The sequence below is a fragment of the Sphingomonas sp. 2R-10 genome (genome assembly GCF_030062225.1).
Taxonomy (GTDB): Bacteria; Pseudomonadota; Alphaproteobacteria; order Sphingomonadales; family Sphingomonadaceae; genus Sphingomonas.
Window position 1 is genome coordinate 45,223 of the sequence record NZ_JASCXF010000023.1, and the last position, 12,500, is coordinate 57,722.

11 protein-coding genes are annotated in these 12,500 nt (G+C 68.3%); 2 read left to right on the plus strand and 9 right to left on the minus strand.

Annotated features, from left to right (window positions below; translation table 11 throughout):
* Nucleotides 1–28 precede the first annotated feature (28 nt).
* The 4 genes from QLH51_RS12140 to QLH51_RS12155 all read right to left on the minus strand — a co-directional run bounded on the left by QLH51_RS12140 (nucleotide 29) and on the right by QLH51_RS12155 (nucleotide 2,030).
* The gene (locus tag QLH51_RS12140) at nucleotides 29–772 is read right to left on the minus strand and encodes a YebC/PmpR family DNA-binding transcriptional regulator (RefSeq protein WP_125659393.1); all 744 of its coding nucleotides are present in this window, start codon (nucleotides 770–772) and stop codon (nucleotides 29–31) included.
* Nucleotides 773–799: 27 nt separating this feature from the next.
* Nucleotides 800–1,333: a DUF1003 domain-containing protein gene (locus QLH51_RS12145; protein ID WP_125659396.1), complete on the minus strand. Its 534-nt coding sequence runs from the start codon at nucleotides 1,331–1,333 to the stop codon at nucleotides 800–802.
* Nucleotides 1,334–1,356: 23 nt separating this feature from the next.
* Nucleotides 1,357–1,593, minus strand: coding sequence for a DUF2312 domain-containing protein (locus QLH51_RS12150; protein WP_055997244.1), 237 nt, complete (start codon nucleotides 1,591–1,593; stop codon nucleotides 1,357–1,359).
* Between the two features lie 71 nt (nucleotides 1,594–1,664).
* A complete protein-coding gene (locus QLH51_RS12155) occupies nucleotides 1,665–2,030 on the minus strand; it encodes a DUF1244 domain-containing protein (RefSeq protein WP_125659399.1) in 366 nt (121 codons plus the stop codon).
* 72 nt (nucleotides 2,031–2,102) lie between these two features.
* On the opposite strand from QLH51_RS12155, the gene pyk reads away from it, so the two are divergent.
* The gene (gene pyk / locus QLH51_RS12160; RefSeq protein ID WP_125659402.1) at nucleotides 2,103–3,569 is read left to right on the plus strand and encodes a pyruvate kinase; all 1,467 of its coding nucleotides are present in this window, start codon (nucleotides 2,103–2,105) and stop codon (nucleotides 3,567–3,569) included.
* Nucleotides 3,570–3,926: 357 nt separating this feature from the next.
* Here the strand turns inward: pyk and QLH51_RS12165 are convergent, their stop codons facing one another.
* The 4 genes from QLH51_RS12165 to QLH51_RS12180 all read right to left on the minus strand — a co-directional run bounded on the left by QLH51_RS12165 (nucleotide 3,927) and on the right by QLH51_RS12180 (nucleotide 9,252).
* A complete protein-coding gene (locus tag QLH51_RS12165) occupies nucleotides 3,927–4,727 on the minus strand; it encodes a transglutaminase family protein (protein WP_125659405.1) in 801 nt (266 codons plus the stop codon).
* Nucleotides 4,727–5,659, minus strand: a complete 933-nt coding sequence (locus tag QLH51_RS12170; RefSeq protein WP_283514552.1) for an alpha-E domain-containing protein — start codon at nucleotides 5,657–5,659, stop codon at nucleotides 4,727–4,729. Before QLH51_RS12170 ends, QLH51_RS12165 begins: the two co-directional genes overlap by 1 nt.
* A 7-nt stretch (nucleotides 5,660–5,666) precedes the next feature.
* Nucleotides 5,667–7,154 carry a circularly permuted type 2 ATP-grasp protein gene (locus QLH51_RS12175; protein WP_125659411.1) on the minus strand — a complete coding sequence of 496 codons (1,488 nt, stop codon included), beginning with the start codon at nucleotides 7,152–7,154 and terminating at the stop codon, nucleotides 5,667–5,669.
* A 79-nt stretch (nucleotides 7,155–7,233) separates the two neighbouring features.
* On the minus strand, nucleotides 7,234–9,252 hold the full coding sequence (locus QLH51_RS12180; RefSeq protein ID WP_125659415.1) for a protein-disulfide reductase DsbD domain-containing protein: 2,019 nt from the start codon (nucleotides 9,250–9,252) through the stop codon (nucleotides 7,234–7,236).
* A gap of 52 nt (nucleotides 9,253–9,304) precedes the next feature.
* Between QLH51_RS12180 and QLH51_RS12185 the strand changes: the two genes are divergently transcribed.
* The gene (locus tag QLH51_RS12185) at nucleotides 9,305–10,963 is read left to right on the plus strand and encodes an alkaline phosphatase family protein (RefSeq protein ID WP_125659418.1); all 1,659 of its coding nucleotides are present in this window, start codon (nucleotides 9,305–9,307) and stop codon (nucleotides 10,961–10,963) included.
* A 325-nt stretch (nucleotides 10,964–11,288) separates the two neighbouring features.
* Here the strand turns inward: QLH51_RS12185 and QLH51_RS12190 are convergent, their stop codons facing one another.
* Nucleotides 11,289–12,494 carry an alpha/beta hydrolase gene (locus QLH51_RS12190; protein WP_125659421.1) on the minus strand — a complete coding sequence of 402 codons (1,206 nt, stop codon included), beginning with the start codon at nucleotides 12,492–12,494 and terminating at the stop codon, nucleotides 11,289–11,291.
* Nucleotides 12,495–12,500: the final 6 nt, after the last annotated feature.

The following is a 12,500-nucleotide window of genomic DNA, read 5'->3' on the forward strand; positions in this document are numbered from 1 at the left end:
CCCCGCGAAGCGGGGAGGATCGAAAAGGTCAACCCAGCTTCTCCATCACCTCGTCGGACACCTCGTAATTGCCCCATACCGTCTGGACGTCGTCGTCGTCGTCCAGCGCGTCGAGCAGCTTGAACAGCGTCGCGGCATCGTCTTCGCCAACCGAGACCATCGTCTGCGGCCGCCATGCCAGCTTGGCGCCCTCGGCCTCGCCCAGCACCGGCTCCAGCGCCTTGGCGACTTCGTGCAGGTCGCCCTGCGCGGTCCAGATCTCATGGCCGTCCTCGCTCGACGTCACGTCCTCGGCACCGGCTTCCAGCGCCGCCTCGAACACCTTTTCCGCGTCCCCGGCCTTGGCGGGATAGTTGATGAGGCCGACCCGGTCGAACCCGTGGCTGACCGACCCGGCGGTGCCGAGATTGCCGCCGTTCTTCGACACCGCGGTGCGGACATTGGTCGCGGTGCGGTTGCGGTTGTCGGACAGCGCCTCGATGATGAGCGAAACCCCGGCCGGGCCGAAGCCCTCGTAGCGGATTTCCTCGTAATTCTCGAGGTCGCCCTTCGACGCCTTGTCGATCGCGCGCTGGATATTGTCCTTCGGCATCGACTGCGCCTTGGCGGCGTTGACCGCCGCGCGCAGGCGCGGGTTCATGTCGGGATCGGGCAGACCCATCTTCGCCGCGACGGTGATTTCGCGGCTGAGCTTGCTGAACATGCCCGACCGTTTCTTGTCCTGCGCACCCTTGCGGTGCATGATGTTCTTGAATTTGCTATGGCCTGCCATCGGTGCCTCTTTAGGTTATCGCCCGCTCTACGCCCGAGCAGAGCTTTGCGCCAGCGCGTCGATCTTCGCCTCCAGCGCCGCCAGCCGGTCGATCACGTCGGTGTCGAGCTTGGCGTGCAGCGCGAGGATGTCGATCTCGGCCCGCAAATTGGTTTCATAGTCCAGCCGGGCCGCCAGCCGGTCCTTTTCGGACTGCCGGTTCTGGCTCATCATGATGACTGGCGCCTGCACCGCCGCCAGCGTCGACAGCATCAGGTTCAGGAAGATGTAGGGGTATGGATCGAACGCCAGCCCGAAATGCGACAGCACGTCGGAATTGAGCAGCATCCACCCGAGCAGCACCGCCGTAAAGGCGATGATGAACCCCCACGATCCGCCGACCGCAGCGACGCGGTCGGCCAGCCGGTCGCCGAAGGTCGAACGCGCGTCCGATTCGTCGGCGGCGTCGCGGCTGACCGGCGTACCGCGTTCGATCGCGGACAGGACATGGGCCTCTTCCTCGCCATGCGGATCGCCATGCCCCTTCAGCAGGCGGGTGGCGAAGTGGAAGACGCTGGCCATGTCGCTGCCCCCTGAATGCGGTGTTAGATACCGAGCGCCTGCTTGTATGTTTCGAGCAGCATGTCCGCTTCGTCGCGATGATGCTTTTCCATGCGGCGCAGGCTGATGATCTTGCGCATCGTCTTCACGTCGAATCCGGTCGACTTGGCTTCGCCATAGACATCCTTGATGTCGTCGCTGATGCCCTTCTTCTCTTCTTCGAGGCGCTCGATGCGCTCGATCAGGAGGCGGAGCTGTTCCGCCGAGACGTTGTCGGTCATGGGTTCCCTTACGATGGTCAAGAATTCGTGAACGGGCGCGCCTAGCCGATCCGGGCGCGCGCCTCAACCGATCAGCGGGGTTCGGTCATCGCCGGCGGGTCGCTCGCCGGGAAACTGTCGTCGAGGGCTTCGTCCAGCGCGGCGTCGGTGCGGTTCTTCGCCACGCTTTCGTCCATCCGCGCGATCTGTTCGGGGGTGGCGGGCAGCTGGTGCGTCGCCTTCCACTGTGCATAGGGCATGCCGTACACCGCCTCGCGCCCCTGCTCCCTCGACAGGCCCGCCGCCTCGCCCAGCCAGTCGCCCAGGCAGTTGCGGCAGAAGCCCGCCAGCCCCATCAGGTCGACATTCTGCGCGTCGGTGCGGTGTTGCAGGTGGCGGACGAGCCGGCGAAAGGCGGCGGCCTGCGCCGCGTCGCTGATCGAGTCGATTGGGGTCATGCAACTGGTCCTACAAGGTTGATCGTTTTAGAATAAGCCTTAGAGGCAGGCGCGCAACGCCCGGAGACTTTCATGACCAAGGCCATCAGCCCCCGTTCGCGCAAGGTTCGCGTCCTCGCCACTCTCGGCCCCGCCAGCAACACGCCCGAAATGATCGCGAAGCTGTTCGAAGCGGGCGCCGATGCGTTCCGCGTCAATATGAGCCATGGCGACCAGCAATCCAAGGTCGCGGTCATCGAGGCGATTCGCGGGCTGGAAAGGCAATATGATCGTCCGACGACGATCCTCGCCGATCTGCAGGGACCGAAGCTGCGCGTCGGCCGCTTCGCCGAAGGGCGCGTGATGCTCGAAGCCGGACAGCGCTTCACGCTCGACCGCTCGAACGAGCCGGGCGATGCGACGCGCGTTGAACTACCGCATCCCGAAATCTTCGCCGCGATCGCCCGCGATGCCCGCCTGCTGCTCGACGACGGCAAGCTGGTGCTGCGAGTGCTCGACCATGACGACGACAAGATCGTGACCGAGGTCGTGGTCGGTGGCGCACTGTCGAACTCGAAGGGGCTGAACGTCCCCGACGTGGTGCTGCCGATGGCCGCGCTGACGCCAAAGGATATCTCCGACCTGCACTTCGCGGTCGAACAGGGCGTCGACTGGATCGCGCTGTCGTTCGTGCAGCGGCCCGAGGATCTGGCCGAGGCGCGCAAGCTGATCGGCGGCCGCGCGGCGCTGCTCGCCAAGATCGAGAAGCCCTCCGCCGTCGCCCGGCTGGAGGAGATCGTCGAGCAGTGCGATGGCGTGATGGTCGCGCGCGGCGATCTGGGTGTCGAACTGCCGCCGCAATCGGTGCCGCCGCTCCAGAAGCGCATCGTCGAAACTGCCCGCCGCCTCGGCCGTCCGGTCGTCGTCGCGACGCAGATGCTCGAATCGATGATTACCTCGCCCTCGCCGACCCGTGCCGAGGTGTCGGACGTCGCGACCGCGGTCTATGACGGTGCCGACGCCATCATGCTGTCGGCGGAAAGCGCCGCGGGCAGCTGGCCGGTCGAATCGGTGGCGATGATGAACGACATCTCGCACGCCGTCGAACGCGATCCCGCACACGGCGACCGCGTCCATTTCACGGTGCTGCGCCCCGACCCCACCACCGCCGACGCGTTGGCCGAAGCCGCCAAGAACATCGCCGCCACGGTCGATGCGAAGGCGATCCTGTGCTTCACCAAGTCGGGCTCGACTGCGCGCCGCATCGCGCGCGAACGCCCCGCGGTGCCGATCATGGTGTTGACGCCGCAGCTCGACACCGCGCGCCGGCTGGGGCTGCTGTGGGGCGTCCACGCCGTCCACACCCGCGACGTCGGTTCATTCGAGGAAATGGTGGCGAAGGCGAAGCGCATGCTGCTGCGTCACAACATCGCGGCGGCGGGCGACCGCGTGGTGGTGTGTGCCGGCGTGCCGTTCGGGACGCCGGGGTCGACCAACGTGCTGCACGTCGTGCAGGTCGTCGGCGACGAACTAAAGAACTATCGCGGGCACGAAGCGTAATCAGAGGCGGGGTTTTCTAAAGTCTGATCCACCCTGTTTCAGCCGGGCGTCATACCGGCGAAGGCTGGGATCTCCCGGTGGCAGCGCGCAGCAGGAGCCGACGGAGACCCCAGCCTTCGCTGGGGTGACGTTTCCAGTCGGATGGATCAAACTCTAACGCTGGCTTACCTCATACAGAACCGTGCGTGCTGGGTAGGGACTGCGCTTGGCGAAGGCCCGTATCGAAGCATATCGCCACGGGCGGTCCTTCGATACGCCGCTTCGACAAGTTCAGCGGCTACTCGGGAAGAACGGTTCGGCCTGATGTCATCACGCTCCGGTTGGAGAAGGGGACCGTTTGCGCGGAACGGGGAGGGTTCAGGCCTGCACGTTATCCTCGACCCGCACATCGACGTCCACATCAATCGCCTCGTCCCCCGCGCCCATCCGCACGCCCGCGATCGGCGCTGCACCGGCGGCATCCAGCGCCACCGCGACCCGCACATGGTCCAGTTGCGATCTCCCGCCGATCGCCGGATCAAACGCATACCACCCGCCCGCAACATGGGCCTCCACCCACGCATGCGGCGCAGCGGTGCGGCGTTCGTCGTCGCCCGAGAGACTGTAGCCCGATGTGTAGCGTGCTGGTATCCCGCGCGCCCGCGCCGCCGCGATGAATATCTGCGCCATGTCGCGCGGGCTCAGCCGGTCGTCCCTCACCGCATCGACCGCAGCACGGATCGCCGGGGCCGGACGCCGGTCGAGCGGCCAGCGCGCGTGGATCGCCGCCGCCAGCGCCGTCATCGCCGCCCGGTCGTCGCCCTGCCCCAGTCCTTCGATCACCGCATCGGCGCGCGTCAACGCCGTCACCCGGCGGAACAGTTCGGGCGGGAACGGTTCGTCCGTCCCCTCGATCGGGCCGTCGCCCTCGGTCAGCAGCGCTTCGCCCGACACGGTGAGCAGCAGCGTTTCGACCGGCCCCTCGGCATACAGCATCCGCGTGATGTTGCCGTAACCGTCGATGCTGTCGCGCAACCGCGCGTCGCAATCGACGTCGATCCGCCAGTTGACGACCGTCTGGTGACTGGTGTCGGCGGGGAAAAGGCGCAGCAGCTGGACGATGCGCGCCTGCGGTTCGGTGAAGCGATACCGCGTTTCGTGGTGGACCGACAGCCGCATCAGATGAAGCGGAACTGGCGGGCGATCGCGGCGTCGAGCATCGCATTCTCCCGGATGAAGGCAGCCAGATATTCGTGCAGCCCGCTGACGATGACCTCATGCGCCCGCGTCTTCTGCATCCGCGCGAGCCGTGCGCGGGCCATGCGGTCGGCCTCGCCCTGGAAACCCGTGCGCTTGCCCATCATGTTGAGCATCTCGACGGTTTCGTCGACGCACGCGGCAAGGCTGCGCGGCACTTCGCCGCGCGACAGCAGCAGTTCGATGACGTTCGCCGGCTTCAACCCCTCGCTATACAGCCAGCGATAGGCGGTTACGGCCGACACGGTCTGCAGGATCGTCGTCCACTGATCGCGGTCGATCGCACCGCCGATCCGCTCGCCCTCGGGCAGCAGCAGGTGATATTTGACGTCGATCAGTCGCGCGGTGTTGTCCGCCCGCTCGATCGCCGCGCCGAGTTGGACGAACCACGTCGCCTCGTTCTTCATCATCCGCTGGACCGCGCCTTCGAACCCGCGCGCCTCGGCCTTGATCGCCTCGACGAGGTTGAGGATGTCCTCCCCCTCTTCACCCCGCGGCGCGTTGAAGACGATCCATGCGCGGTTGATCGCGGTCCATGCGTCGCGGGTCAGCGCGGTCCGCACAGCCTTGGCATTGTTGCGCGCCGCATCGAGGCACCACAGGATCGATCCGGCATGGCTGCGGTCACAGGTCAGGAACCGGGCCACCGATGCCTGCCCGACCGCCTGCTCCGTCGCGGCGAAGCTGTCCTCGGTATAGCTGACCGCCAGCGCGCTGGCCCATGCCGCATCCCCCGCCGGACGCGACGACAGCGCATCGAGCCGCACCGTCGCCTCGACCAGACGGGCGAGGAAATCGGCGCGTTCGACATAGCGGCCCAGCCAATAGAGCGAGGCGGCGGTGCGTGACAGCATCGCCATGTCAGCGGGCTCCCTGCGACTGGGTCATGCCGCCCAGCGACTGCGACTGCAACTGGACCGGACCATCGTCCATCAGCACGAAACTGTCCTTGGTCCCGCCGCCCTGGCTGGAATTGACGACCAGCGACCCTTCCCTCAACGCGACGCGGGTCAGCCCGCCGGGCACCACCTGCACCGTCTCCGCCCCGGTCAGCACGAACGGGCGGAAGTCGACATGGCGCGGCGCCAGCCCCGCCTCCGTCAGCGTCGGCACGGTGGAGAGCGCGAGCGTCGGCTGCGCGATGTAGCGCTGCGGCTCGGCGATCAGCGCGCGGCGGAAATCCTCGATCTCCGCCCTCGACGCGGTCGGGCCGACCAGCATGCCATAGCCGCCCGACCCGTCGACCAGCTTCACCACCACTTCGTCGAGATGGTCGAGGACGTATTTCAGCGCCTGTGGTTCGCGACAGCGCCACGTCTCGACATTGGGCAGCAGCGGCTCGGCCTCGGCATAGAAACGGACGATTTCCGGCATGTAGCTGTAGATCGCCTTGTCGTCGGCGATGCCGTTGCCCGGTGCGTTGACCAGCGCGACGTTGCCCGCGCGATACGCCGCGATCAGCCCCGGCACGCCCAGCAGCGATTCGGGGCGGAACACCACCGGATCGATGAAGTCGTCGTCGATCCGGCGATAGATGACGTCGACCCGCACCCGCCCGGCGATGGTCTGCATCCACACCACATCGTCGTCGACCAGCAGGTCGGCGGGCTCGACCAGTTCGACCCCCATCGAATCGGCGAGGAAGCTGTGTTCGTAATAGGCCGAATTGAAGTGGCCGGGCGTCAGCACGACACAGGTCGGATGTGCGCCCGCACCCGGCGGGGCAACCGACCGCATCGTCTCCAGCAGCCTGTCGGGATAGCTGTCGACCGCCGCCACGCGGAAATTGCGGAACAGTTCGGGGCACAGCCGGATCATCGCCTCGCGATTCTCCAGCATGTACGACACGCCCGACGGCGTGCGGGCATTGTCCTCCAGCACGAAGAATTCGTCCGGCCCGGTACGGACCAGGTCGATGCCGCAGATATGCGCCCACACGCCGTGCGGCGGGCGGATGCCGGCGATCTCCGGGCGGAACTGCGCGTTGCCGAAGATCAGGTCGGGCGGCAGTACCCCGGCCTTCAGGATGCGGCGTTCGCCATAGATGTCGTCGAGGAACGCGTTGATCGCCTGCGTCCGCTGGATCAGCCCCTGCGACAGCCGCGCCCATTCGTCCGCCATGAACACGCGCGGTACGATGTCGAACGGGATGATCCGTTCCGCCGCCTCGCTGTCGCCATAGACCGCGAAGGTGATGCCCAGCTGGCGAAAGGTCGCTTCGGCGGATTGCAGACGGCGTTTCAGCTCATGGGGCGGCACCCCGCGCATCCACCGCGCCAGTGCCGCAAGGTCGGGGCGCGGATGATCCGGCCCGCCATGTCCCCAGATTTCGTCGAACGCCTGCCCCATCCGTCCTCCAACGCAACCTGCCGGTAATCGCTCCCTATGCTGCGCTGCGAAATAACGGGTGGCAAGCGGCTTTATACGATCACGATACCAGATCGGTCAGCGTCGCCGGGGTCAGTACCTGCGGCAGCACCTGCGCCTCGCCCTTGCCCGGCGCATAATAGAGGTAGAGCGGCACGCCGGCGCGGTTATGCCCCTCGATGAAGCGGCCCAGCACCGGATCGCCATCGGTCCAGTCGCCGACCAGCACCTTGACCCCGCCCCTGCCGAACGCATCGGCCACCGCCCGCGTCTCGATCGCGGCGCGTTCGTTGACCTTGCAGGTCAGGCACCAGTCGGCGGTGAAATAGGCGAATACCGGCTTCCCCTCGGCACGCAGCGTCGCCAGCCGGGTTTCGCTGAACGGTTCGGCTCCGGCGATACCCGTAGCCGCCGCCCCCGCCGGCGGCGCGCGCTGGACCAGCGCCGTCGTGGCGATGGCGAGCGTCAGCGCGGCGATGCCCGGCCACCACGCCCGGTCGCGCCCGCGCAACTGCCGCCGTCCGGTCCACCACAGCCCCAGCCCGGCGAGCAGCAACGCCCCCAGACCCAGCGCCATGCCGTCGACCCCGGCCTGCCGCCCCAATATCCATGCCAGCGCCAGCGCGGTCAGGAACATCGGCACCGACAGCCCCTTGCGGAACGCATCCATCCACGCGCCGGGCCTTGGCAGCCGTCGCCGCAACGCCGGCACGAAGCCAAGCAGCAGGAACGGCAATGCCAGCCCCAATCCCAGCCCGGCGAACACCGCCATCGCGGCGACCGGCGGCAGGACCAGCGCCGATCCCAGCGCCGCGCCCATGAACGGCCCGGTGCACGGCGTCGCGACGAACGCCGCCAGCGCGCCGGTGGCGAACGCACCGCTGCGCCCGCTGCGCGTACCGACCTGCGGCGTCGGCAGTTCGAACAGCCCGGCAAGGTTGAGCGCGATCCCCCCGGTCAGCACCAGCAGCACCAGCACGACGCGCGGATCGGTCAGCTGGAACGCCCATCCCGCGGCGACCCCCGCCGCACGGATCGCCAGCAGGATGCCGCCCAGCGCCATGCAGGTGACGACCGCCCCGGCGGTATAGGCAACGCCCTCCGCCCGCGCATGGGCGGCCGACTCGCCCGAGCGGGCAAGGCTGAGCGCCTTCAGGCTCAGGATCGGGAACACGCATGGCATGACGTTGAGCAACAACCCGCCGAGCAACGCTCCGGCAAAGGCCAGCAGCGCGGCGCGGACCGGCGCCGGTTCGGCGGGTGCGGCGACCACGCCCGGCGTCGCCCGGATCGCGAAACCCTGCCCCGGTCCGGTCGCCAGCACCCCCTCGATCACGGCGGGCTTGCCGGTGCCCTTCGTCTCGATGACGATCGCGTCGCCGTCGCGCCGGATCGTCTGTGCCGCATCGTAATCGATCGCGTTTTCGGTCAGCGGAAAGAAATACGGATCGCCGATCGGCCGGGCCGCGGGAAACGGCACGCGCAACCGCAACGGTTCGCCCGGCTGGAACAGCGCCGGCGATCCCAGTGGCCGGGGCAGCGCGCGGCGCCAGCCATCGAACGCGGCGCGGCGTTCGGGTGTGATCGCCCCGTCGCCGATGGTGAGTTCGGTCGACAGCACCGCCTTTTCCGGCACGCAGATTTCGCGGGTGCAGACGAGATAGTCGATCGCGAGGCGCACCGGCACCACGCTGCCCCGCGCCAGACCGGCGGGCAGTTCCAGCTCGGTCAGGATCGTCCATGGCCGTTCATAGACATAGTTCATGATCCCGGCGACGGTCAGCCGCTCCGGCACCGGGTAGCGCAGGTCGCCCACGCGGGCACCCGCCGGCAGCGTCCAGTCGAGCCGCGGCTGCGTGCCCACCGCGCCCGGATTCTGCCAGTAACCGTGCCATCCCGCATCGGGCACCGACACCAGCGCGAGCGCGACGCGCGTGCCCGCCGCCGGGGTGTCGCTTTCCGCCACGATCCGCATCTGGACGTGGCGCTGCCCCGGCACCTGCGCGGCGACCGGCATCGCTGCGCAGAGCAGCACGGTCAGCAGGACGATTCGACGCCATAGTATTCTTGCCGCTGTCATGGACGCGGAGTAGCGGAGTTCGAGGACGGATGCACCGTCCGCGGAGTACCCGATGCGTCTCGTCTCTCTCGCCGCGCTGTTGCTGGCGTCCGCCACCCCCGCTTTTGCCCAGAGCGCGGCCCCCGTCGACGTGGCCGTGCCGCCGACCTATCCGGCGACCCCGCCGAAACTGATCGTCGCGATCTCGGTCGACCAGTTCTCCGCCGACCTGTTCGCCGAATATCGCGCGCGCTTCACCGGCGGCTTCGCGCGCCTGATGCAGGGCGCGGTCTTCCCCTCGGGCTATCAGAGCCATGCCGCGACCGAAACCTGCCCCGGGCACTCGACGATCCTTACCGGATCGCGGCCCGCGCGGACCGGCATCATCGCCAACGACTGGATCGACCAGCGCGGCAACGCCCGTCCGGATCACAAGGTCTATTGCGCGGAGGACGAACGCGTCGCCGGATCGACGTTCAAGGACTATACCGTCTCCGACACGCACCTGATGGTGCCGACGCTGGGCGAACGGATGAAAGCCGCCGACCCGCGCACGCGCGTCGTCTCGGTCGCGGGCAAGGACCGCGCGGCGGTGATGATGGGCGGGCACAAGGTCGACGAGCTGTGGTGGTTCGGCAAGGACGGCTTCACCAGCTATGCCGGCCGGCGGATGCCGCCGGTCGTCGCGCGCGCCAACGCCGCCGTCGCGAAACAGATCGCAACGCCGCAAGCCGCGATGACGCTGCCGACCTTCTGCCAGCCGCTCGCCCGCGCCGTCCGCGTCGGCGACAAGACGATCGGCACCGGCCGCTTCGAACGTGCCGCGGGCGACATCGCCGCGTTCCGCCGTTCGCCCGAATATGATGCCGCCGTCCTCGCCCTCGCCGCCGGGCTCGTTCAGGACATGAAGCTGGGCCGGGGTCCGCAGACCGACATCATCTCGATCGGCGCATCGGCGACCGACTATGTCGGCCATGGCTATGGCACCGAAGGCAGCGAGATGTGCTTGCAACTCACCTCGCTCGACCAGAGCCTGGGGGAGTTCTTCGCGGTGCTCGACGCGACCAGTGTCGACTATCAGGTCGTGTTGACCGCCGACCATGGCGGCAGCGACGCCAGCGAGCGCCATGCCAGCCACGCCATTCCCGACGCGGTCCGGCTGGACGGGGACTTCACCGTCGAGCGGATCGGCAAGGCAATCGGGCAGAAGCTCGGCATCGCCGGGCCGGTCCTGTTCGGCGGCGTCAACGGCGACGTGTGGTACGACATCAACCTGACCCCGGCCCAGAAGGCCGCGGTCGAGCGCGAGGCGATCGCGATGTTCACGACCCATCCGCAGACGCAGGCGGTCTTCACCCGCGCGCAGATCATGGCGACGACCGTCCCCGCGACCCCGCCCGAGACGTGGTCGCTGATCGAACGCGCCCGCGCCTCCTATTACCCGCCGCGCTCGGGCGACCTGCTGGTGGCGATGAAGCCGCGCGTGCTGACGCTGCCGCATCCGGTGGTCGGCAGCTCGGTCGCGACGCATGGCAGCTTCTGGGACTATGACCGCCGCGTGCCGATGCTGTTCTGGCGCAAGGGGGCCGGCGGGTTCGAGGAACCATTCGGCGTGGAGACGGTCGACATCCTGCCGACGCTGGCGGCGACGATCCGCCTGCCGGTGGCGAAGACCGAGATCGACGGCCGCTGCCTCGACCTCGATCCGGGCGAGGGGACGACCTGCCGGTAATCGTTGCCGTCGGAGCGAGTCCGGTCCGCCTGGAGTTTGATCCATCCGTGTGGAACCGTCACCCCAGCGCAGGCTGGGGTCTTCATCGGCTCCTGCTGCGCGCTGCCACCGGGAAATTCCGGCTTCGCCGGGATGACGCCCGCTTCAATGAGGATCAATCAAACACCTAGGGGTCGGCAAGCCCCACCTTCCTGGCCGGGAGGGGTCGGGACCGCCGCCACACCGATCCCGCAAGGAATCGGCGAAAGCTCCGATCTCCCGGTGGTGGCACGCGGCAGGCGCCGGGGGCCGGCTTCACATCCCTGCCGGGGGCGCGTCGATGCCTTTACGGCAACCGCACCAGCGCCGTCGCTACCGATACCGGATCGGCCCGCTCCGCCAGCGAGGCGACGATCGCCGCCGCCGTGCGCGGCACCTTGCCCGCGAATGCCACGCGACCGTTGACCGTCACCCGCACCGGCTTGTCCAGATCGATCAGCCGGTCCGACAGGCGCAGCGTCGTTCCCGCCGGTACCGCACCGGTCAGCGTGATCGCCTGCCCCGCGACCGTCGCATCGATCCGGTCGCCCGCCTTGGCCGCCGCGGCACCGGGGATGTGCAGCCAGTAGAAGCGGTCGTGCGTCACGTCGTCCTGTACCCACACGATCCGTTTGGGCCATGGATTGCGGGTGAACTGCGCCATCCATGGCAACGCCTCGGCATCCTTGCCGTTCATCCAGTGCGGCAGCCCCGGATAGATGCGCGTCATCGACACATAGCCGCCGGGATCGGCCGCATGCCGCTTCGCCAGCTCCGCGCCCTTTTCCGCGGCGATGCGGTTGCGGTCGTAAGCGGCATCCGCCCCGCCCATGAAGATCGCGAACGGCAGGTTGCGCAGGCCCGCGACGCCCGCTTCGTTGGGATGCCCCGCCATCATCGCCGCGGCGGCGAAGTGATCCGCCATGCGGGGTGCGAGCTGCCACACGCCGTCGCCGCCCGCCGAATAGCCGAGCAGATACACCCGGTCGGGATCGACGCCGTTGATCGCGACCTGCGCATCGATCAGCTGCTGGAACAGCGGATCGATCTGCGGCTCGTGCCACAGGTTCCACGTATCGGTCGGCGCGCGCGGCGCGAGATAGATGCCCTCCGCCGGTTCGTAGAGGCGGATCTGGTTGCGCCATTGCTGGTCGTTGACCACCGGCGGAGCGTTGCCGCCGCCGTGCATCGAAATCCACAGGCTGCGCTTGCCGAACGGCGCGGTGCCGAACTGGCGGCTTTCCCAGCGCAGCGTCCGGTCGCCGATCGTGATCGCCTTCGCCGCCACCGCCTCGCGCTCCGCCGCAGCAACGTCGCGCAGCCGGGCGGCGGCAAGCAGCGCCGAAGCCTGCGCCGCCTCCGCCCGGTTCAGCGGACGGTCGAGCGCGGGCAGGTTGGCTGGCCGGGCAGCCGCGGGCTTCGCGCTCCACGCGGTCAGTTCCGACAGGGTGCGCGACGGCTGCGGTTGGGCGGGCGCGGAAGCCGCAAGCGCGATCAGCGGCAGGGCAAACATGAAACG